The organism is Streptomyces sp. NPDC048479 (assembly GCF_040651435.1).
Taxonomy (GTDB): Bacteria; Actinomycetota; Actinomycetes; order Streptomycetales; family Streptomycetaceae; genus Streptomyces.
Genome location: NZ_JBEZKA010000004.1, coordinates 312163 through 333932, shown reverse-complemented (window position 1 = coordinate 333932; position 21770 = coordinate 312163). Strand labels below are relative to the sequence as shown.

Here is a 21770-nt window from a genome sequence, read left to right as displayed (position 1 = left end):
ACTGCCCCGGGAGAACCGGGAGAACCGGGAGATCCGCGAGATCCGCGAGATCCGCGAGATCCGCGAGATCCGGGGAAAAGAGAACCAGAAGGTCCAGGAGGTCCAGAAGAAATGACCGTGACCGTCTTCCGCGCCCTGCACCACGGCCGTTCGCCCGGCGATCCCTTGGTCCTGCCCGGCCCCTGGGACGCGGCCAGTGCCCGCGCCTTCGCGGACGCGGGCTTCCCGGCGCTGGCCACCCCGAGCGCCGGTGTCGCGGCCGCACTCGGATACGAGGACGGGCAGACGCCCGCGGACGAGATGTTCGCGGCCGTCACGCGTATCGCCCGCTCGGTGGACGTCCCCGTCTCCGCGGACGTCGAGGCCGGCTACGGCCTGACTCCGAAGGAACTGGTGGCCCGGATCCTCGACACCGGCGCGGTCGGCTGCAACCTGGAGGACTCCGACTCGGCCACGAAAGCGCTCAAGGACCCGCAGCGGCACGCGGACTGGCTGGCGGAGGTACGGGGGGAGGCTGGCTGCCGACTGTTCATCAACGCCCGGGTCGACTCGTTCCTGCGCGGCGTGAGCGACCCTGCGGAGGCGATCACCCGGGCGCGGCTCTATGTCGCGGCCGGGGCGGACTCTGTCTATCCGTTCTCCGTACCGCCGGAGCAACTCCCGCTGCTGCGCGAGGAGATCGAAGGTCCGATCAATGTCGCGCCATTGCCGGGCAGTCCGAGCGTCACTGAGCTGGGCCGCCTCGGCGCGACCCGGATCACCTTCGGGCCCGGCCTGCACAGGAAGGCGATGGCGGCGGTACGGACCATCGCCGAGAGCCTGCGCGCGGAGCGCACACAGGGCACAGAGGGCACAGAGCGCGCGGACTAACCGGCCTGGTCCGCCGGGTCGGCCTTCCCGGCTCCGGGCCTGGTCGCCTCCGCGTCCCTCGCCAGGGTCACCGCCGCGTAAAGATTCAGCTGCCGCTCGGCCTGGCGCAGCGCCTTGATCGCGGTGATCGAGTCGGCCGGCCCTTCGATGCCCGCCGCGGCCAGATGCCCGCGCACCCAGCGACCGCGCAGCTCGGCGTCCGAGGCGGCCGCGGCCTCGGCGACGAGGGCGGCCGCCCGCTCGAGGCCCGGGCGTTCCTCGGGCGTGGCAGTGTCCAACGCGGCGCGGACGGCATCGGCGATGCCGTCCGCGTCACGCAGTACGAGTACGTTGAGTTCCTGCTTGCCGAATCCAAACATGTATGGATCTTCGGTCGCAGGACCCCTTCCCCTCAAGAGAGTTGAGGGAATTCTGAGGCTACTTCTTCGGGAGCCACGCCTTCCACGTCGACTCGTTCTCCTTGACCCACTTCTCGGCCGCCGCCTCCGGCGACATCTTCTCGCCGGCGATCATCAGCGCGACCTCGTTCTGCTGCTCGGTCGTCCACTTGAAGTTCTTCAGGAACTCCGCAGCATCGCCGCCGTTCTTGGCGAAGTCGGCGTTGAAGTACTTCTGCAGCGGCGTGTTCGGGTAGGCGCAGGCGATCTTCTTCGGATCCGCGTCACAACCCGCCTTGTACTCCGGCAGCTTGACCTCGACCATGTCGATCTGGGCGTTCAGCCACTGCGGGGTCCACCAGTACGTCAGGAACGGCTTCTTCTCCTTGGCGTACTTCTTCATCGCGGTGATCTGTGCGGCCTCGGAGCCCGAGTAGTTGCTCTTGAGGTCCAGCTTCAGATTCTTGATGAGCGCATCGTCGTTGGTGACGTAGTCCGGCGAACCCTCGAGGATCTCGCCCTTGCCACCGCTCTCCGCGGTCTTGAAGTCCTTGGCGTACTTATTGAGGTTCTTGGCGTCCGTGACCTCGGGGTTCTTGTCCGCGTAGTACTTCGGCACGAACCAGCCGATGTGTCCGGTGACGCCGAGGTCGCCGCCCTTGACGACGGTCTTCTTCGTCGCGAGGTACTGCTTCTCCTCCTTGGGGTGACCCCAGTCCTCCATGATCGCGTCGATGTCGCCCTTGGAGAGCGCGTCCCAGGCGAGGACCTCGCCCATCTGCTGGGTCTTGACGGTGTAGCCCAGTTCCTTCTTCAGGATGTAGGCGGCGACGGCCGTGTTGGCCTGGGCGCCGACCCAGGACGGGACAGTCAGCGTCACGGACTTCTTGCCGCCCGCCTCGTCCTTCTTGCCGGTGTCCGCAGCGCCGCACGCGCTGAGAGTGAGGACTCCGAGGGCACTGACAACAGCGGTGGTGATACGGAGGGTGCGCATGGTGCTCCTGATATATGAAGGGACAGGTTCAGTCGGTCTTGCGGGCGGTGGGCTGCGTGATCCGGTCCAGTACGAGACCGAGGCACACGATCGCGACTCCGGCTGTCATCCCGATGCCCATCTCGCCCCGGGAGAGGCCCTTCACGACGTCGTAGCCGAGCGCGCCGCCGCCGACCAGGCCGCCGACGACAACCACGGCGAGGACCAGCACCACACCCTGGTTGACGGCGAGCTGGAGCGCCGGGCGGGACAGCGGCAGCTGCACCTGGAGAAGTTGCTGCCGGGGCGATGCGCCGAGCGAGCGGGAGGCCTCCAGCGCGGCCGGGTCGACCTCGCGCAGACCCTGCGTCGTGATGCGTACGACGGCGGGCAGCGCATAGACGACAGCCGCGATGATCGCCGAGGCGCGGGTGACGCCGAACAGCGCGACCACCGGGATGAGATACACGAACTGCGGCATGGTCTGCATGGCGTCGAGCACGGGCCGCAACCAGCGCTCCAGACGTCCGGCCCGCGCGCAGAAGATACCCGCGAGGACACCCAGGAAGAGCGTCAGGACAAGCGCCGCGAGCACCTGCGAGAGCGTGTCGAGCGACTTCGCCCAGACCCCCAGTACGCCGATCGCCGCCATCGAGACCGTGGCGGTCAGCGCCGTCGCCCAGGTGCCGACCAGCCAGGCCACGGCGGCCACCAGCAGCAGTACGGACCACCACGGCAGCCAGAGCAGGGCGTCGCGCAGGGGGTTGAGGATCCAGAGCGTGAAGTGCTCCGACCACACCTCCGTACCGCCGAGGACCGGGACGCCGGAGGAGAGGTTCTCGGTGATCCAGTCCTGGGCCTTGTTGACGGGCGTGGAGATGTCGTACGTCCAGCCCTCCGGCCAGGCCTTGCCGACCGCCAGCCGCCCCAGCTCCGCGGCGACGACACCGGCGAACACCAGCGCCCATGCGGACCGGCCGTGCAGCAGGCCGCCGCCCGGCGCGCTCTCGCCGATACGGTCGCCTGCCGCCGCCGTCGTACGGTCCAGCCAGATCGCGATCAGCACGATCGGGATGCCGGCGGCGAGCGCCTTGCCGACGTCGACGGTGGAGAGCGCCGAGTACACCTCCTCGCCGAGTCCGCCGGCGCCGACGAGGGCCGCGATGACGACCATCGAGAGCGCCATCATGATCGTCTGGTTGAGGCCGAGGAGCATCTGCTTGCGGGCGAGCGGCAGCCTCGCCGTTCGCAGCCGCTGCCAGCCGCTCGCGCCGAGCGACGCGGAGGCCTCGAGCACGGCGGGGTCGGCGCCGCGCAGGCCGAGTGCCGTGAGGCGGGCCATCGGCGGGGCTGCGTAGATCACCGTGCAGAAGAGCGCCGCGGGCGTGCCGGTGCCGAAGACCAGCACGAAGGGCAGCAGATACGCGAAGGCGGGCAGCACCTGCATGGTGTCCAGCACCGGCCGCAGCGCCCGGTCGAAACGGTCGGACAGCCCGGCCGCCAGACCGATCAGCACGCCGAGCAGCGTGGCGACGGCCACCGCGACGACCATCAGCGCGATGGTGAGCAGCGTGGCGTCCCACATCCCGAGCAGCCCGCACACGGCGAACGCCCCGAACGCGGTCGCCGCGACCTTGACCCCGCGCCGCCCGAGCCCGGCGGCCCGCCAGGCGAACAGCACACCGGCGGCAAGGACACCCGGCCACCCCATGGCGTCCAGGAACCGGTAGACCACGTCGACGGCGTCCACGGCGGTGTTGGAGAAGTGGAGCAGGAAGTAGAGGAAAAGAGGGTGGGTCTCGCGGTTGTCGATGACCCACTGGTTGGCGTCGTCGAGCGGCCCGGAGACGTCGATGGTCAGCCCGCCGGGCCAGCTGCCGCTGCCCCACAGCGCGATGCCGACAGGTATGAGCACCAGCGCGGCGACCGCGAGCAGCAGGAGCTTGCCCTTGACCCGGTGGCGCAGCAGGGTCCGGAGGGTGTGTTCGGGTGCGGCCGCTTCCTTGGCGGGGGCGGTGACGACGGCCGTCATGCGACGACCGCCTTGTCCGTATCGGCACCACGGTCGAGGCCGGCCACGACATCCAGCAGTCCGCGGTGGTCGACGACCCCCAGGCACCGCCCGTCCTGTACGACACGCGCCGTCCGGCCGCTGCGGGCGACCGCCTCGATCGCCTCGAAGACGGTCGCGTCGGCGGCGAGCGCCGGTCCGGTCTCGGCCTCGCCGGCGTCCGCCGGGCGCATCGCCGTACGCACCGTCATGACCTGCTCGCGCGGTACATCGCGGACGAAGTCCCGTACATAGTCGTCGGCGGGCGAGCCCACGATCTCCTCCGGCGTGCCCAGCTGCACGATCCGGCCGTCCCGCATCAGCGCGATGCGGTCGCCGAGCTTCAGCGCCTCGTTCAGATCGTGCGTAATGAAGATCATCGTCCGGCCTTCCTCACGGTGCAGCCGGATGACCTCCTCCTGCATATCGCGGCGGATCAGCGGGTCGAGCGCGCTGAACGGCTCGTCGAAGAGCAGCACTTCGGGGTCGACGGCGAGCGCACGGGCAAGCCCGACCCGCTGCTGCTGACCGCCCGAGAGCTGTCCGGGACGGCGGTGTTCGAGGCCCTCGAGGCCCACCTTGGCGATGACGTCCGCGGCCCGGGAGCGGCGGGCGGCCCTGCCCATGCCCTGGATCTCGAGGCCGTACGCGACGTTGTCGAGCACGGATCGGTGCGGCAGCAGGCCGAAGTGCTGGAAGACCATGGACGCACGGTGGCGGCGCAGTTCGCGCAGCCGCGCCGTGTCCATGGACAGCACGTCCTCGCCGTCGATGGCGATCGATCCGGATGTGGGCTCGATCAGCCGGGTCAGACAGCGCACGAGCGTCGACTTGCCGGAGCCGGAGAGGCCCATGACGACGAAGACCTCGCCCTTGCGCACATCGAAGGAGACATCGCGTACAGCGGCGGTGCAGCCGGTGCGCTCGCGCAGCTCGACCGGGGAGAGCGCACCGAGTTCGGCGTCGCCGGGGATGCGGCCGGCCTTCGGACCGAAGACCTTCCACAGGTCGCGTACGGAGAAGACGGGTGGCTGACCGGCGTCGGATGCGGCCTCCTCGGTCGCCTCCGCACCCTTCGTCTCCGCGCCGGGCTCGGCCTTGGTCACGGCCTTGGTCTCCGCCTTCGTCCCGGCGGCCTTGGTCTCCGCCTTGGTGCCGGTCTCGGCCTTGGTGCCGGTCTCCGCCTTGGTGCCGGTCTCGGCCTTGGTGCCGGTCTCGGACTCGGTCTCGGACTTCATCGGGTCACGCCCCTCTCCTCGGAAGCCGCGGACAGCAGCTCCGCGCACTTCTCTCCGACCATCAGGACCCCGATCATCGGGTTCACGGCAGGCATCGTCGGGAATACGGACGCGTCCGCGATACGGATGCCGTCGAGACCCCTGACCGTCAAGTCAGGGGAAACCACGGCAAGTTCATCAGTGGCGGCACCCATTCGGCAGGTACCTGCGGGGTGGTACACCGTGTGCGCGACCTTCCGCGCGTACTCCCCGATCGCCTCGTCGGAGGTGACCTCGGGCCCCGGGCAGACCTCCCTTTTCAGCCAGCCGGCCAGCGGTTCGGCCTTGGCTATCTCGCGGGCGATCTTGATGCCGTCGACGAGCGTACGGCCGTCGTAGTCGTCCTCATCAGTGAAGTAACGGAAGTCCAACGCAGGCTTTACATCCGGATCCGCGCTGGTCAGATACAGCCGGCCGCGACTGCGTGGCTTGGGGATGTTCGGCGTCAGCGACACCCCGTGCGCGGGCCGCTGATAGCCGAGCCGCTCCGGGTTGTCGGTGAACGGTATTTGGTAGAAGTGGAACATCAGGTCGGGCCCTTGTGCGTCCGGATCCCGCCGTACGAAGAGGCCCGCGTCGCTGTCCATCGCCGAGTTCTCGGGGATCGGCCCGTGCGTCTCCCAGACGATCACCGATTCCGGGTGGTCGAGCAGGTTCTCGCCGACGCCCGGCAGATCGTGTACGACGGGGATGCCGAGGCGTTCCAGATCGGCGCGCGGCCCGATGCCGGAGTGCAGCAGCAGCCGCGGAGTGTCCACCGCGCCCGCGCAGACCAGGACTTCGTGCCGCGCCTCGACGAACTGCTCCTCGCCGTCCTTCGTACGGATGTGCACCCCGGTCGCGCGTGTGCCGTCCAGCTCCAGCTTGTACGCCCAGGTCTCCAGGGCGATATGCAGGTTCGGGCGGTCCATGAACGGGTGCAGATACGCGACCGAGGCGGAGGACCGCTTGTTGTTCTCCGGGTGGTACGCGAGGTCGAAGAAGCCGACGCCTTCGTGGAACGGCTTCTTGTTGAAGCCCTCGACGCGCGGGACGGCCACCGCCGCCTGGGCCGCGTCGACGAAGTCACGGGCGATGGCGTTACGGTCCGCCTCGTCGACGGGGACGATGTTGTTCCGCAGCCGGTCGAAGTACGGGTCCATCGCGGCGGCGTCCCAGCCCTCGGCGCCGGCCGCCGCCCACTCGTCCCAGTCGGACGGCAGCGGCCGGAAGGCGATGAGGGTGTTGTGGGAGGAGCAGCCGCCGAGCACCCGGGCGCGGCTGTGCCGGATGTGGGAGTTGCCGCGAGGCTGCTCGGTGGTCGGGTAGTCGTAGTCGAGCTCGCCGCCGAGGAGCCCCATCCAGCGCCGCAGGGTGAGGACTTCGGGGCGGTCGACATCGCTCGGTCCGCCCTCGATGACGGCGACGGTGATGTCCGGGTTCTCGGTGAGCCGGGAGGCGATCACGGATCCCGCGGTGCCGCCGCCGACGACGACATAGTCGTACGTGGTCATGTTCTGCTGCGTCATTTCTGCGTAACCCTGCTCAGCCCGCGAACCAGCGCACGGGACGCGGGGCGAGGTTCTGGTAGATGTGCTTGGCCTCGCGGTACTCGGCGAGGCCGGCGGGCCCGAGTTCACGGCCGATGCCGCTCTTCCCGAATCCGCCCCACTCGGCCTGTGGCAGATAGGGGTGGAAGTCATTGATCCAGACGGTCCCGTGCCGCAGCCGCCCGGCGACGCGCCGCGCCCGGCCCGGATCGGCGGTCCATACGGCGCCGGCGAGCCCGTACTCGGTGTCGTTGGCGAGGGCGACGGCCTCGTCCTCCGTACGGAAGGTCTCGACGGTCAGGACGGGGCCGAAGATCTCTTCGCGTACGACGCGCATGCCGCGGTGGCACTGGTCGAGGACGGTGGGCCGGTAGAAGTACCCCTCGTACCCCTCCCCTTCCGGCCTCGCTCCGCCGGCCCGCAGCACCGCGCCCTCCGCCAGGGCGGAGGCCACGTACTCCTCGGTCTTGGCGAGCTGCTGCCGAGAGACGAGGGGGCCGCACTCCACGCCCTTCTCGGTGCCTCGTCCGAGGCGGATCTTCTCGGCGCGGCGGGCGAGTTCGCCGACGAAGCGCTCGCGCAGCGACTCCTCGATGATGAGCCGCGACCCGGCGGAACAGACCTGCCCGCTGTGAATGAACGCCGCGTTGAGCGCCTGATCGACGGCCGTGTCGAAGCCTTCGTCCGTCCCGCACGCATCGGCGAAGACGACGTTGGGGTTCTTGCCGCCGAGTTCGAGGGCGACCTTCTTGACGCTGTCGGCGGCGGTGCGCATCACCTTCGTACCGCTGGACAGTCCGCCGGTGAAGGACACCAGATCCACATCGGGGTGCTCGGCCAGCCGGGCCCCGACGGGGTCGCCCGCGCCGGTGACGATGTTCGCGACGCCGGCGGGCAGTCCGGCCTCGACAAGCAGCTCGATGAGCGCGACGGTGGTCAGCGGGGTGATCTCGCTGGGCTTGATCACAAAGGTGTTGCCTGCGGCCAGCGCCGGGGCAATCTTCCAGCTCGCTTGCAGAAGCGGGTAGTTCCAGGGCGTGATCAGCGCACACACCCCGACGGGCTCATGCACCACCACACTGTGGATGTCCGGCGAACCGGCGTCCACGACTCTCCCGCCGCTCTCGTTCATGACGAGGTCGGCGAAGTAACGGAAGGCGTCGCTCACACAGTCGACGTCGACACGCCCTTCTTCAAGGGTCTTTCCGGCGTCCCGGCTCTCCAGCAGACCGATCTCTTCACGGTCGCGCTGGAGCAACTCGGCGACGCGCCGCAGCAGCGCGGCACGCTCGGCGACGGGGGTACGGGGCCACTCGCCCTGGTCGAATGCGGTACGCGCGGCGGCGATCGCGGCGTCGGTGTCCTCGGTCCCGCCCTCCGCCACGACGGCGAAGACGGTCGCGTCAGCGGGGTCGATTATCTCGCGCGTGGCGCCGGATACGGCTGCGCGCCACTCTCCGCCCACGTGGATGGTCTGTTGTGCCGACACGTCGCGTTTTGCCTTCCGTTCCCGATACGTTCCACACCGGTGATATCCGGCGGTCGGGTCCCCTGCCCCAGGGTTCGGAAAGCATGCGCATTGAGTGTCTCAAAGTTACCCGTATCACTTTGCCCCGGCGGGGCAGGCGCACTCCGGCCGCATCAACTCCGTCGGGCCGAATCCCGCGCGGCCCCGGCGTGACCGAGGGCGACACCGGCCGCGATCACCGCGAGGGACAGCAGCACGGTGATCGCCGGATTCACGAACGCGGGCACGAAGTCGTGGGTGTACCCGTCGGACCAGCGACAGGTCGAGCCGACCGGGAAGAGACTGTCCTGCATCCGCTCCAACTGCGCGCGCGCAATCCCGGAGGAGTACCCGTACCGCTCGGTTGCGCAGGTGTAGGACTCGTTCTCCAGCCGGATGTAGCACATGAGCCCGAACACATAGAGCGCCAGCGCGACCGTCACGCACACCACCGCGATGTCCCGCAGCGTCCCCGCGAGCGTCGGGGCCGCAAAGCCACGACGGGCGATGAACGCCGGGAACAGATACGCGCAGAGCATGATCAGGACGAGCACCCCGAGAACGATCATCCCCAGGGCCGCCACGCCGTTCTGACCGGTGTCCGTTGCCAGCTGGACCGACTCAGGAGCCTCGGAGATCAAACGCATGCGGCTCATCCTGCATCATCGAACATCTGACCGCGTCCAGCTCCTCCTGTCCGGCGAGGGTCGCGAGCCCCAGCTGCGGGAAGAGCGAGTACTTGATGGGACGGAACAGCGGGCCGGTCGCCTCCGTCAGTGCAGGCGGGATCATCGTCACGCGCATGACAGCCCAGACTCCCCGGACCGCACGGTCAGTTCCACCTGGTCAGTTCCACCGGCATGACAAACGCCCCCGGCGGCCTGTCGGCTGCCGGGGGCGGTGCGTATGTACGTGAGGGCGTACGGATCAGATGAGGCCGAGCTCGCGGACCGCCGCGCGCTCCTCCTCCAGCTCCTTCACCGACGCGTCGATGCGCGCACGCGAGAAGTCGTTGATGTCCAGGCCCTGGACGATCTCGTACGTGCCGTCCTTCGTGGTGACCGGGAACGACGAGATCAGGCCCTCCGGGACGCCGTAGGAGCCGTCCGACGGGATGCCCATGGAGGTCCAGTCGCCCTCCGCGGTGCCGTTGACCCAGGTGTGGACGTGGTCGATCGCGGCGTTCGCGGCCGAGGCGGCCGAGGACGCACCACGGGCCTCGATGATCGCGGCGCCGCGCTTGGCGACGGTCGGGATGAAGGTGTCGGCGAGCCACTTCTCGTCGTTCACGACCTCGGCGGCGTTCTTGCCCGCCACCTCGGCGTGGAAGATGTCCGGGTACTGGGTCGCGGAGTGGTTGCCCCAGATGGTGAGGCGGCGGATCTCGGAGACCGGGGTGCCGGTCTTCTTCGCGAGCTGGGAGATCGCGCGGTTGTGGTCGAGGCGGGTCATCGCGGTGAAGCGCTCGGCCGGTACGTCCGGGGCAGCGGCCTGCGCGATGAGCGCGTTGGTGTTGGCCGGGTTGCCGACGACGAGGACCTTGATGTCGTCCGCGGCGTTGTCGTTGATGGCCTTGCCCTGCGGCTTGAAGATGCCGCCGTTGGCGGAGAGGAGGTCGCCGCGCTCCATGCCCTTCGTACGCGGACGGGCGCCGACCAGCAGGGCCACGTTGGCCCCGTCGAAGGCGACGTTCGGGTCGTCCGTGATCTCAATGCCGCTCAGCAGCGGGAAGGCGCAGTCCTCGAGCTCCATCGCGGTGCCCTCGGCGGCCTTCAGGCCCTGCGGGATCTCGAGGAGACGAAGCTTGACCGGCACATCCGCGCCGAGCAGGTGGCCGGAGGCGATGCGGAAGAGCAGCGCGTAGCCGATCTGGCCGGCCGCGCCGGTCACGGTGACATTCACGGGAGTGCGGGTCATGGCGATCTCCGTAAGACAGCTGGCGGTAGGGGTCCCTGCCCCTGGTGCTGGACACCCCTTCGCGCGTCTTCTGAATCTTGACGTGAAGAGACATCCAGCGTCAGGCTATCCGAACCGCGACCCCGGCATTCCCCGCCCCCTTGTGGCGCGGCTCACGCACCGCTCACGCACCGCTCACTCATAGCCCGCCGCTGCGCTCACTGCTGCCCGGTGCAGCCCGTCGTCCCCGTCTTCAGCGTCGCGCACGCCTTCACCTCGGCCGGCGCCGCCGCCGCGGTCATGGGGGTGTACGCGTCGTTGTCCCCGTTCACCAGGCCGTTCTGCGCGCCCTGGCCGCCCACGCTTATCTGCACCGTGTCGCCGGGGGCCGCCTGAGTGATACGGGCCCAGGCCGCCTGGCAGGTCTTGCTGTACCGGACCTCGACCCGGGCCTTGCCGACAATCGCGCTGGAGACGGTCTTGGCGAGCTGTCCGCCGCAGCCCATGGCCTCCGGGTCCTGGCCCGTGCAGTCCTTGCCACTGCACTTCACACCGGCCGGCAACGGCGGGCTGCTGGTCGTCGGCGTGGCGGACGGCGTCTTGGCCGCGCTCCTGCCGCCGTCGCCGTCACCGCCGAGGTCGGTCAGGAGCACGGCCGCGGCTATCACCAGCAGCGCGCCGACCACGCCGGCCAGGAACATGGTGACTTTGCGCTTTCCACGTCCCTGGTCGGGGGAGGCGGTGGGGCCGGAAGGTGCGGTCGGCGGTGACATCGGCGGGCCCTGGTGTCCGGGCGAGCCCTGGTGGTCCGGGCCGGGCTGCACCGGTACGCGCGGACGGCGCTGCTCATCGGTCCTGAACGCCCCGGCCTCCGGTCCGGCCGGCTCCGCGGGCGCGGCCGTCCGGCCCCCCGAGCGGCTGTTCGCGGTGCCCGCGGGGGCAGGGCCGAACTCACCGAGCGCCGCCCGCGCCTGGGAGATCCGTATCGCTTCCATGGTCATGTCGTGGCGCATCTCGGAGCGGCTCCAGGCGCGCTCCGCCAGCTCCCACATGGTGGTGAGATGGAGCGTGTTCGTACCGGTCACCTCGGCCAGCGCGACGATCGCGCCCTTGGGCGCGAGCAGCCGACCGTTCAGATACCGCTCCCACGATGTCTTGCTGTACCCGGTGCGGTCCGCGACCGCGGCGAGGTTCAGCCCGCTGCGGTCGACGAGCCGACGGAGCTGGCTGGTGAACTCCCGGACCTGCGGGTCCAGCTCCTCCGGTAGTGCCTTCCAACGAGGCATTGCCCCCCCTTGTCCCCCGAACGTTCCTGATGTGCCCCGCGCTGTCCCGACCCCGTGCCGTGCCCTTCGGGCGTCCGTGTTCCGGACTACCCAGTGGGATGCGCGGAGCCAGGATGTCAGTTCCTGTATTTGGCGTGCACGGGAGCATTCGGGACAGTTGGTGCGCCCCCCTGCGCGCCCCGCCCCGGCTGCCGCTTCAGTCTCGCATCCGTAGCCCAACGATCACACCGTGGCGGAATGGTCACCTCCATGCCACAGGCACCAGGCGTCCCTTGAACGCGGTTGGCGCGTCCATGACTCTTGAACCACGACGGCGCCCGTCCTCCCTCGGGGGAGAGGACGGGCGCTGTCGGCGTTCGGTGCCGGTTGGCTCAGGCGGACGCCATCTTCTTCTGCAGGTTGGCGTCGAGCGCGTCCAGGAACTGCTCCGTGGTCAGCCACGGAGCGTCCTTGGAGATGAGAAGCGCCAGGTCCTTGGTCATCTGGCCGCCCTCGACGGTCTCGATGCAGACCTGTTCGAGCGTCTCGGCGAACCTGGTGACCTCGGGAGTGCCGTCCAGCTTGCCGCGGTGGGCGAGACCACGGGTCCAGGCGAAGATCGAGGCGATCGGATTGGTCGAAGTCGCCTTGCCCTGCTGGTGCTGGCGGTAGTGGCGGGTGACCGTGCCGTGCGCCGCCTCGGCCTCGATGGTCTTGCCGTCGGGCGACATCAGGACCGAGGTCATCAGGCCGAGCGAGCCGAAGCCCTGCGCGACGATGTCGGACTGGACGTCGCCGTCGTAGTTCTTGCAGGCCCAGACATAGCCGCCCTCCCACTTGAGCGCCGAGGCGACCATGTCGTCGATCAGGCGGTGCTCGTAGGTGAGGCCCTTGGCGTCGAACTCGGCCTTGAACTCTGCGTCGAAGATCTCCTGGAAGATGTCCTTGAAGCGACCGTCGTACTTCTTGAGGATCGTGTTCTTCGTGGACATGTAGACCGGGTACTCACGGGCCAGGCCGTACCGGAACGAGGCGCGCGCGAAGTCGCGGATCGACTCGTCGTGGTTGTACATACTGAGGGCGACACCGGAGCCCGGGAACTCGTGGACCTCGAGCTCGATCGGCTCGGAGCCGTCCTTCGGGGTGAAGGTCATGGTGAGGGTGCCCGGGCCCGGGACCTTCAGGTCGGTGGCGCGGTACTGGTCGCCGAAAGCGTGACGGCCGACGACGATCGGCTTGGTCCAGCCCGGGACGAGCCGCGGCACGTTCTCCATGATGATCGGCTCACGGAAGATGACGCCGCCGAGGATGTTGCGGATGGTGCCGTTCGGCGAGCGGTACATCGCCTTGAGGTTGAACTCGTCGACCCGCGCCTCGTCCGGCGTGATCGTGGCGCACTTGACGCCGACGCCGTGCTCCTTGATGGCCTTGGCGGCGTCGACGGTCACCTGGTCGTTGGTGGCGTCGCGGTGCTCGATGCCCAGGTCGAAGTACTTCAGCTCGACATCGAGGTACGGCAGGATCAGTTTGTCCTTGATGAAGGACCAGATGATGCGGGTCATCTCGTCGCCATCGAGCTCGACGACCGGGTTGGCTACCTTGATCTTGGCCATGACGTGGAACGTCCCTCTCACGCGCTTCGGCTGGGGTCGGCGAAGTCAGTGATGTCGCGTTCTCGGACTCCGCCGATATATCTCGTCATCAAGATACTCCAGATATCTCGTCATCAAGATACTCGAATTGTCGGGTCTAAACGTCGGGACTAACGGACGGTGAAGTGGACGGCGTCCTCGAGGAACGGGACGTCGAGCCACGGCTTCGGCTGCGTCACGAGCGCGAGCAGCACGATCAGGGTGCCGAGCAGCCCGTACGTGACCATGTCCGTGAAGCGCGAGCGCACCGCGAGCATGCCGACGGAGGGCAGGGTGCGGCGCATGACGGCACCGGTGAGCAGGGCAACGCCGATCAGGATGGTGCCCACCCGGAAGGCGTCGGCGAAGGCATCGCTGCCGACAATCACCAGGCCGAGGCCGGCGAGGGCGAGGACGGTGAGCAGAGGCCACTGCCGAGCGGGCGCGGAAGCGGCCCCGGGAGCGGCCCGTCCACCACCCTCGGGCCGGGCGGTGTCCCGGGTGAGGGAGGGTGGCCGGCGGGAGGGCGTCCTGCCGGTGCCGGGGCCGACCCCTTGACTGTCGGCCGCCGTCGCGGAGGCGGCTTCGGCGTCCGGCCCGGTGTCGTCCGGACCGGCGTGGCGGGGGTGGACGGCGTCGGCGATCACGGCGGCGGCAGCGGTGTCCGGGGTCTCCGGCTTCGGGGTGTCGGCGCCGGTTTCCGGACGGGGTCCGCTGTCGGCGGCGTCGGCCGGCTTCGCTGCGTGGTCGGCGCGGTCGGCGTGCGGACCGATGTCGCCGGTGTCAGCGGCGGCGCCGTCCGCGGCGTGAGCGGCGGCGCCGTCCGCGGCGTGAGCGGCGGCGCCGTCCGCGGCGTGAGCGGCGGCGCCGTTGGCGTCAGCAGCACCCGAGTCCCGGTCGCCGGACCAAGAGCGGACCGCCGCAGCGGACTCGCCGTCCTCGGCGGGAGCACCGGCGGCGCCGACCGCGGACTTCGGCGCGGCATCCTCGTCGCGGCCAGTCCCGCCACCGGCCGCATCGGCCACCGAATTCAAGCCGGCACCGTTGGCGTCCGAGCCGCCCGGCCGGGACGGCTCGTCATCCGCGGTGGACGCCGTCTTCCGGGCGGCCGCCGCGGCCGCCTCGTCCCGCGCGTCCCCACCGGTCCCCGGCCCGTTCGGGCTCGCGCCCGCGCCCCGCGGCTCCGCCGCGTCGGCTCCGTCGTTCGTGCGTACACCCATGGGCTCAGCCTTCCCGGTCAGCCCGCGGCGGCGACCGCTGCGCGCTCCGCCGCCTCGACCACGTTGACCAGCAGCTGCGCGCGGGTCATCGGGCCCACGCCGCCCGGGTTCGGGGCGACCCAGCCGGCCACCTCGGCGACGCCCGGGTGGACGTCCCCGACGATCTTGCCGTTCTCGTCGCGGCTGACGCCGACGTCGAGTACGGCCGCGCCCGGCTTGACGTCCTCCGGCTTGACCAGGTGCGGGACACCGGCCGCGGCCACGATGATGTCCGCCTGCCGCAGATGCGCGGACAGATCGCGCGTACCGGTGTGGCACTGCGTCACCGTCGCGTTCTCGGACTTACGGGTAAGCACCAGCGGCATCGGCCGCCCGATGGTGATCCCGCGGCCCACGACCACCACATTCGCGCCGTTGATCTCGACGCCGTGGTGCCGGAGCAGCTGGACGATGCCGTACGGAGTGCACGGCAGCGGGCCCTCCACACCGAGCACCAGCTTGCCGAGGCTCATCGGGTGCAGCCCGTCCGCGTCCTTGGCCGGGTCCATCAGCTCCAGAACGCGATTGGCGTCGATGCCCTTGGGGAGCGGCAGCTGGACGATGTAGCCCGTGCACTCGGGGTTGTCGTTGAGTTCCCGTACGACCGCCTCGATCTCTTCCTGCGTGGCGGTGTCGGGCAGTTCGCGCTGGATCGAGGCGATGCCGACCTGCGCGCAGTCGCGGTGCTTGCCGCTGACGTACCAACGGCTGCCCGGGTCGTCCCCGACGAGCAGGGTCCCAAGGCCCGGGGTGATGCCCCGCTCCTTGAGCGCCGCCACGCGGGCGGTCAGGTCGGACTTGATCGCGGCTGCGGTGGCCTTGCCATCGAGAATCTGGGCGGTCATGGACCCATCCTCGCGGATGGACCCGCCCGGGTTCCAATTCGGGCCGCCGTCACGCGCCGATCGCGGCGCCTTCACGCTCCCTCCCGGCCCGCCGCAAGGGAACCTGAGGTTGCACTTGCACAACACATACGGATCCCGACTGGACAAAAAGTCGACGTTAATACCACGATGAGCCGCGCAGTACCGCGGCAGTGTTGGGGGGCAAACCGCTGATCTCGTGACGTTCCTCCGCTCGGACCGCATCGTCCCCGCATTTTCCAACGGAGGAATCCCGCCATGAGTTTCGGCGACCCGAACAACCCCTACGGCCAGCCGCAGGGCCAACCGCAGCAGCCGGGCTACGGCCAGCCGCAGGGCCAACCGCAGCAGCCGGGCTACGGCTACCCGCAGCAGGGCCAACCGCAGCAGCCGGGCTACGGCTACCCGCAGGCCCCGCCGGTGCAGCCCTACGGCGGCGCCCCGACGTCCATGCCCGGTCTGATGACTGCGGCCCGCGTCCTCCTGTACATCATTGGCGGCCTGCAGGTCCTCTTCGGAATCATCGCGGCCATCGCCATCGCGGCCGCCTCGGACGCGGTCGACTCTGACGCAGCAACCGGCCTGGCCGGTCTCGGCTTTATCGTGGTCGTCATCCTGCTGGTCTTCGCGGGCCTGGCGATCTTCCTCGGGGTGAAGTTCTCCACCGGCGGCACCGCCATCCGCGTCATCACGATCGTGTACGCATCGCTGATGATCCTCGGGTCCCTCGCCAACTTCGCGTCCGGCCAGGCCAGCGGCGCGGTCGGCGGCCTCGTCTCCCTCGCCATCGGCGGCATCATCCTCGCCGCAATGGTGAACTCGCAGGCGTCTGCCTGGTTCAACCGCCCGCGTTACTGAGGTACTTGGCACCACACACGTACCGAATTCACGAAGGCCGTAACCCTCTGCCGACCGGCGGGTTTACGGCCTTCGGCCGTTCTACCGGCACATTCTCGCCGCTTCGGCCGGAGCACTGTGACCGACTGCCGTGGCCGGCACACCCGGATCTCCGGCGTCGGCTACTGCCGCTGACACCGAACCGCACCCCCGCCCGGGGCGGGGGTGCGGAGGTGCGGCCCTCAGGCCGTACAGCTCAGGGTCAGTGGAAGAAGTGGCGCGTGCCCGTGAAGTACATCGTCACGCCCGCCTTCTTCGCCGCCTCCACCACCAGCTCGTCCCGCACCGAACCACCCGGCTGCACCACGGCCTTGATGCCCGCGGCCAGCAGGATCTCCAGACCGTCCGGGAACGGGAAGAACGCGTCCGACGCGGCGTAGGAACCCTCCGCGCGCTCGGCGCCGGCCCGTTCCACCGCGAGCTTCGCGGAGTCGACGCGGTTGACCTGGCCCATTCCGACACCGACCGACGCACTGTTCTTGGCGAGCAGGATCGCGTTGGACTTGACCGCGCGGCAGGCCTTCCACGCGAAGGCGAGCTCGGCCAGCTCGTCCGGCGACAGCGCCTCACCCGTCGCCAGCGTCCAGTTCGCGGGGTCGTCGCCCTCCGCCTGAAGGCGGTCCTTGATCTGCAGCAACGCGCCGCCCTCGATGGGCCGGAGTTCGACGGGGGCCGCCGGGGAGCCCGTACAACGCAGCACGCGGATGTTCTTCTTACGGGCCAGCACCTCGACCGCGCCGTCCTCGTACGCCGGAGCGACGATGACCTCGGTGAAGATCTCGGCGACCTGCTCGGCAAGCGCGACCGTGACCGGCCGGTTGACGGCGATGACCCCGCCGAACGCCGACAGCGGGTCGCAGGCGTGCGCCTTGCGGTGCGCATCCGCGACATCCGCGCCGACCGCGATGCCGCACGGGTTGGCGTGCTTGATGATCGCGACACAGGGCTCGTCGTGGTCGTACGCCGCGCGCCGGGCGGCCTCCGTGTCGACGTAGTTGTTGTACGACATCTCCTTGCCGTGCAGCTGCTCCGCGTCGGCCAGGCCCCCGTTGCCGTTGGAGTACAGCGCCGCGGCCTGGTGCGGGTTCTCGCCGTAGCGAAGCACGTTCGTACGCTCGAAGGTCGCGCCCAGGAAGTCGGGGAGGACCGAGTCGTCGGCGGGCGCGTAGGAAGAGGCGAACCAGGAGGCGACGGCCACGTCGTACGAGGCGGTGTGCTGGAAGGCCTCGGCGGCGAGCCGCTTGCGGGCGGTCAGGTCGAAGCCGCCCTCCTTGACCGCGTCGAGGACGTCCGCGTACCGCGCGGGGCTGGTGACGACAGCGACGGAGGGGTGGTTCTTGGCGGCGGCGCGGACCATCGACGGGCCGCCGATGTCGATCTGCTCGACGCACTCGTCGGGAGAGGCGCCCGAGGCGACGGTCTCCCGGAACGGGTAGAGGTTGACGACCACGAGATCGAAGGGCTCCACGCCGAGCTCGGCGAGCTGCTCACGGTGCGACTCGAGCCGCAGGTCGGCGAGGATGCCGGCGTGCACGCGCGGGTGCAGCGTCTTGACCCGGCCGTCCAGACACTCGGGGAAGCCGGTGAGCTCCTCGACCTTGGTGACCGGCACCCCGGCCGCGGCGATCTTCGCGGCGGTCGAGCCGGTGGAGACCAGCTCCACACCCGCCTCGTGCAGCCCGCGGGCGAGCTCCTCAAGACCCGTCTTGTCATAAACACTGACCAGCGCTCGCCGGATGGCCCGCTTCGCAGCCTCAACAGTCACGGGAAAACTACCTTTCGTCCCTCAATGCGGTAGCCGTTACGGGCCAGACGCCCCACGACCTCGACGAGCAGCCGTCGCTCGATTTCCTTGATCCGCTCATGGAGAGCGGCTTCATCGTCCTCGTCCCGTACCTCGACCACGCCCTGCGCGATGATCGGGCCGGTGTCGACGCCGTCGTCGACGAAGTGCACGGTGCATCCGGTGACCTTCGCGCCGTACGCGAGCGCGTCGCGCACTCCGTGGGCTCCGGGGAAGCTGGGCAGCAGGGCGGGATGCGTATTGACGCAGCGGCCACCGAAGCGGGCGAGGAATTCCTTCCCCACGATCTTCATGAAGCCGGCCGAGACGACGAGATCCGGTGCGTACGCGGCGGTGGCCTCGGTGAGCGCGGTGTCCCACGCGTCGCGCGTCTCGTAGTCCTTGACCCTGCACACAAAGCTGGGCAGCCCGGCGCGCTCGGCGCGCTCCAGACCGGCGATCCCGTCCCGGTCGGCGCCGACGGCGACGATACGGGCGCCGAAGCCCTGAGGGTCGTCGGCGATCGCGTCGAGCAGGGCCTGGAGATTCGTTCCGGAGCCGGAGACCAGGACCACGAGGCGGGCCGGTCGGGCGGAGGGGGGCGGGGAGGCCACGGCGGGTCTCTTTCTCGCGTTGCTGTACGTCTTTGTGTGGTCGTACGAACGAATCGCGCCCCCCGATACGGGGAACTCTACGAAGGGGCCGACCGTCAGCAACGATACCGGCACACAGAACGGCCCCCACGGGACGGGGGCGTGGCCGGGAGGTAGCGTCAGGGGACAGGACCCGTCCGCTGACGGGCAAGACGACACAAGACCCCATGTGCGCTGGGTCTGAGGGGAAGACGTTCACCAGATGCCGGACCGACGCCGCCGTACGGACCTCCTGTTGCCGCGGGAGCGCCAGTCCACGGATGACAACAACCCCTTCGCGCCGCCGCCGGAGGGCAGGCCGGACCAGCCCTGGCAGCCCCGGCGCCCGGCGAACGACGGCTCGTCCGACGACTCCTCCTCGTCTTCCTCCGACACGCCTTCCTCCGGCACACCTGACGACCGTTCCGGCCGTTCCGGCTGGGGCAGCCAGTGGAGCAGCCGCCAGCCGGGCCGCTCCTCGGGCGGCGGCTTCGGCGGCCGCCCGAGCGGTCAGAACGGCCAGAACGGTCAGAACGGCGGCGGCCAGCAGGGCCCCGAGGGCGGCTCCTCCGGCGGCCTGAAGTGGGACCCGACGGACCCCGCCCAGCGCCGCGCGCGCTATGCGCTGCTCTCCGGCATGTGGGCGTTCTTCTTCGCGCTGTTCGACCTCCCGGAGATCGCGCTGCTGCTCGGCGCGCTGGCGCTGTACTGGAGCATCAGCTCCCTGCGTGCCAAGCCCCAGCGCCGCGCGTCGGACGCCGTGACATCTCCCACACCGCCGGCGCCGGTGGCGCCCGCGACTCCGGGCAGGCCGCAGATCACGGCGGCGGTGAGCGGTCTGGTGATGGCGAGCATCGCGCTGGTGATCGTGGCGGCGTCGTTCACGGCACAGCTGGTCTACCGCGACTACTACACCTGCGCGAACGACGCGCTGACCAAGTCGGGCCAACTGGCCTGCAACGACCTGCTCCCGGAGCCGCTCCGCGGAGTGATCGGCATCCAGGAGTAAACGGGCGCCGACCGGGCGGTCTCTCCAGGTCACGGCCCCGCCTTGGGGCGGGGGCGGGTGCGTGACCTCGCTGCCGCGCAGCCCTCCCTCGCAGTCCGGGCCGCCTGCGCCGTACAGCTGCTCCGGCCCGAGGTCGAAGCCACGCAGCACGGGCGGCTGGTCCCGCAAGGGGCACGCCCTTTGCCGCGCAGCGGCCCTGCAGCGGCGCACAGCGAAGCCCCCGTATCACCGGCTCGGCGCGAAGCAGGGGCGTGGTGCGAAGCTGTCGGGCCGGGGGCTGGGAGCTTGCCCCCAGTTTCGGGAAGGGGCGGGGCTGGGGACACCCCCTACGGCGCCCCCGGCGCCGGCTCCTCCGGCTCCACCGGCTCCACCGGTGCGGTCGGCGGCACCGGCGGCTCCGGCATCCGCATCGGCGGAAACTCCGACATCAGACCCCCCGACGCCTCTCTCAGCGCCGCCCGCCGCGCCTCCCGCGCCTCCCGCTCGCCCCTCTCGTTCCACGAGCCCGTCGGCAAGATGTCGTACGGCTCCAACGACGGGTCATCGGGCTCCGTCGACTCAAGGGCCTCCGGAGCCTCCGGGGCCGGCGCCGCCTCCGCCGGAACCGGAACCGGAACCGAAGCGGGAGCGGGAACCGGGACCGGAGCGGGAACCGGCACCGGCACATCCGCCTCGCCCCGTCGCCCGCGCAACCGCCACGCCCGCAGCCCCAGCGCCCCCGGCACCCCGATCCCCGCCGACCAGAGCAGCGCCGCCGGGCCCGTCTGCCACCACACCGGGCCGAACTCCACCAGCGCCCGCGTGCCCATCGGGCCGCCCGACGCCGCCGTCAGGATCGCCGTGAACGCCGCGCATCCCGTCGCCCCGAGCAGCACGGTCAGCGCGGTCTCGCGGCAGCCCCACACCTCCTCCCGTTCCGCGTACCGCAGTGCCGCCGCCCGTTCCGTGAACCACGCGATCACCGCCCCCGCGGCGACCGGCACCACCAGCACCGCCCAGTTCAGCGGCGTGCCCGGCCCCTCCGAAGGGACCGCGGCGAGGAGCGGGAAGTAAGGCAGCGCGGGATCCCCGGCCAACGCCAGCGGCGTCGCCGTCGCGCCCGTACCGAGTGCGAAACCGGGACCGAGGCCGTACGCCGCGCCCCAGACAGCCGCGTTCGGCACCAGCGCGAGCCCCAGCAGCAGCACCGCCAACCGCCCCGACCACTCCTGCGCGAGGTGCAGGAACGAGTCCTGCGTCGCGTCCGCGTGCCACACCAGCGACGCCGCGGCCAGCAGCGCTCCGCCGCCCAGCAGCGTCGTCGCCCCCGCCGTCGCGGACCGCAGCGCGACGGCCACCCGGGGGCGGGCGAGTTCCCGCCGTACCCGTTCCGGCAGCCTGGCCGGCAGCGGCCCGCGCGGCCGTCCGCTCGCCGTCCACACCCCGGCCACCGCCGACAGCACGGTCACCACGGGCAGATGGAACACCACGCTCAGCAGGTCCGCCGCCAGCGGACCGCCCGCCGCGTACAGCACCGCAGCAGCGCCGACCAGCAGATATCCCGCCGTCACCGCACACACCGCACCCCGCGCGGACGGCCGCCGCCGCCCCCTGTCCTGCTCGAGCGCATCACGCGCCGCCCGGTGCACGAGCCAGGCCGGCAGCGCGACCAAGAACAGCGGCACCACCCCCACCGGCGCCGGGCTCCCGGACAGCGTGCCGGTCCGTAGGAGCTCCGTGCCATGGGCCAACAGCCACAGCCCGGCCGCGACATGCAGCGCCCCGCCCGGACCGCTGTCCGGGTACGGGGAGCTGATCCACAACACCATCACGAGAACGGCGAACGCGCCGAGCCCCAGCCCCGCCGCGGTCGCTCCGCGCACGAGGGCCGAGCCCAGCGCGGCCAGCGCGGCCTGTCGGCCGCCTTGCACGGCAACCGGGGTCTGCGGCATCGACGGGGTGTGATCGGTCAG

19 protein-coding genes are annotated in these 21770 nt (G+C 70.3%); 3 read left to right on the top strand and 16 right to left on the bottom strand.

Annotated features, from left to right (window positions below; genetic code table 11):
- Window positions 1-111: 111 nt before the first annotated feature.
- Entirely contained in the window at window positions 112-870 is a 759-nt protein-coding gene (locus AB0D12_RS09115) for an isocitrate lyase/phosphoenolpyruvate mutase family protein (RefSeq protein ID WP_362678551.1), read from the top strand.
- Here AB0D12_RS09115 and AB0D12_RS09110 read toward each other — a convergent pair.
- The 13 genes from AB0D12_RS09110 to AB0D12_RS09050 form a co-directional block, all read right to left on the bottom strand.
- Entirely contained in the window at window positions 867-1229 is a 363-nt protein-coding gene (locus tag AB0D12_RS09110) for a hypothetical protein (RefSeq protein WP_362678548.1), read from the bottom strand. The two genes, AB0D12_RS09115 and AB0D12_RS09110, sit on opposite strands and share 4 nt — an antisense overlap.
- A 58-nt stretch (window positions 1230-1287) precedes the next feature.
- Window positions 1288-2241, bottom strand: a complete 954-nt coding sequence (locus AB0D12_RS09105) for an ABC transporter substrate-binding protein (RefSeq protein ID WP_362678545.1) — start codon at window positions 2239-2241, stop codon at window positions 1288-1290.
- Between the two features lie 28 nt (window positions 2242-2269).
- The gene (locus AB0D12_RS09100; protein ID WP_362678542.1) at window positions 2270-4252 is read right to left on the bottom strand and encodes an ABC transporter permease subunit; all 1983 of its coding nucleotides are present in this window, start codon (window positions 4250-4252) and stop codon (window positions 2270-2272) included.
- Entirely contained in the window at window positions 4249-5508 is a 1260-nt protein-coding gene (locus AB0D12_RS09095) for a betaine/proline/choline family ABC transporter ATP-binding protein (protein WP_362678539.1), read from the bottom strand. The genes AB0D12_RS09100 and AB0D12_RS09095 overlap by 4 nt, the downstream gene beginning before the upstream one ends.
- Window positions 5505-7055, bottom strand: a complete 1551-nt coding sequence (locus AB0D12_RS09090) for a GMC oxidoreductase (RefSeq protein WP_362678536.1) — start codon at window positions 7053-7055, stop codon at window positions 5505-5507. Before AB0D12_RS09090 ends, AB0D12_RS09095 begins: the two co-directional genes overlap by 4 nt.
- Before the next feature lie 16 nt (window positions 7056-7071).
- Window positions 7072-8565 (bottom strand): aldehyde dehydrogenase family protein, encoded by a 1494-nt coding sequence (locus AB0D12_RS09085; protein ID WP_362678533.1) that lies wholly within the window; start codon window positions 8563-8565, stop codon window positions 7072-7074.
- Between the two features lie 152 nt (window positions 8566-8717).
- Window positions 8718-9230, bottom strand: coding sequence for a hypothetical protein (locus AB0D12_RS09080; protein WP_362678530.1), 513 nt, complete (start codon window positions 9228-9230; stop codon window positions 8718-8720).
- Window positions 9205-9387, bottom strand: coding sequence for a hypothetical protein (locus tag AB0D12_RS09075; protein ID WP_362678528.1), 183 nt, complete (start codon window positions 9385-9387; stop codon window positions 9205-9207). Before AB0D12_RS09075 ends, AB0D12_RS09080 begins: the two co-directional genes overlap by 26 nt.
- A gap of 123 nt (window positions 9388-9510) precedes the next feature.
- Complete coding sequence (locus AB0D12_RS09070) at window positions 9511-10500, bottom strand: malate dehydrogenase (protein WP_362678525.1); 990 nt, start codon at window positions 10498-10500, stop codon at window positions 9511-9513.
- Between the two features lie 197 nt (window positions 10501-10697).
- A complete protein-coding gene (locus AB0D12_RS09065) occupies window positions 10698-11765 on the bottom strand; it encodes a DUF2690 domain-containing protein (RefSeq protein WP_362678523.1) in 1068 nt (355 codons plus the stop codon).
- A gap of 371 nt (window positions 11766-12136) precedes the next feature.
- On the bottom strand, window positions 12137-13357 hold the full coding sequence (locus tag AB0D12_RS09060) for an NADP-dependent isocitrate dehydrogenase (RefSeq protein WP_362678520.1): 1221 nt from the start codon (window positions 13355-13357) through the stop codon (window positions 12137-12139).
- Between the two features lie 149 nt (window positions 13358-13506).
- Window positions 13507-14148 carry a DUF3017 domain-containing protein gene (locus AB0D12_RS09055; protein ID WP_362678812.1) on the bottom strand — a complete coding sequence of 214 codons (642 nt, stop codon included), beginning with the start codon at window positions 14146-14148 and terminating at the stop codon, window positions 13507-13509.
- Between the two features lie 464 nt (window positions 14149-14612).
- Window positions 14613-15479: a bifunctional methylenetetrahydrofolate dehydrogenase/methenyltetrahydrofolate cyclohydrolase gene (locus tag AB0D12_RS09050; RefSeq protein WP_327325575.1), complete on the bottom strand. Its 867-nt coding sequence runs from the start codon at window positions 15477-15479 to the stop codon at window positions 14613-14615.
- Between the two features lie 276 nt (window positions 15480-15755).
- On the opposite strand from AB0D12_RS09050, the gene AB0D12_RS09045 reads away from it, so the two are divergent.
- Entirely contained in the window at window positions 15756-16355 is a 600-nt protein-coding gene (locus AB0D12_RS09045) for a hypothetical protein (protein ID WP_362678517.1), read from the top strand.
- Window positions 16356-16596: 241 nt separating this feature from the next.
- Here the strand turns inward: AB0D12_RS09045 and purH are convergent, their stop codons facing one another.
- Window positions 16597-18159: a bifunctional phosphoribosylaminoimidazolecarboxamide formyltransferase/IMP cyclohydrolase gene (purH, locus tag AB0D12_RS09040; protein ID WP_362678514.1), complete on the bottom strand. Its 1563-nt coding sequence runs from the start codon at window positions 18157-18159 to the stop codon at window positions 16597-16599.
- Window positions 18156-18791, bottom strand: coding sequence for a phosphoribosylglycinamide formyltransferase (gene purN / locus AB0D12_RS09035; protein ID WP_362678511.1), 636 nt, complete (start codon window positions 18789-18791; stop codon window positions 18156-18158). Before purN ends, purH begins: the two co-directional genes overlap by 4 nt.
- 241 nt (window positions 18792-19032) lie before the next feature.
- Between purN and AB0D12_RS09030 the strand changes: the two genes are divergently transcribed.
- Window positions 19033-19818: a hypothetical protein gene (locus AB0D12_RS09030; RefSeq protein ID WP_362678508.1), complete on the top strand. Its 786-nt coding sequence runs from the start codon at window positions 19033-19035 to the stop codon at window positions 19816-19818.
- 326 nt (window positions 19819-20144) lie between these two features.
- Here the strand turns inward: AB0D12_RS09030 and AB0D12_RS09025 are convergent, their stop codons facing one another.
- Window positions 20145-21749: a DUF6350 family protein gene (locus AB0D12_RS09025; protein WP_362678809.1), complete on the bottom strand. Its 1605-nt coding sequence runs from the start codon at window positions 21747-21749 to the stop codon at window positions 20145-20147.
- Between the last annotated feature and the right edge of the window lie 21 nt (window positions 21750-21770).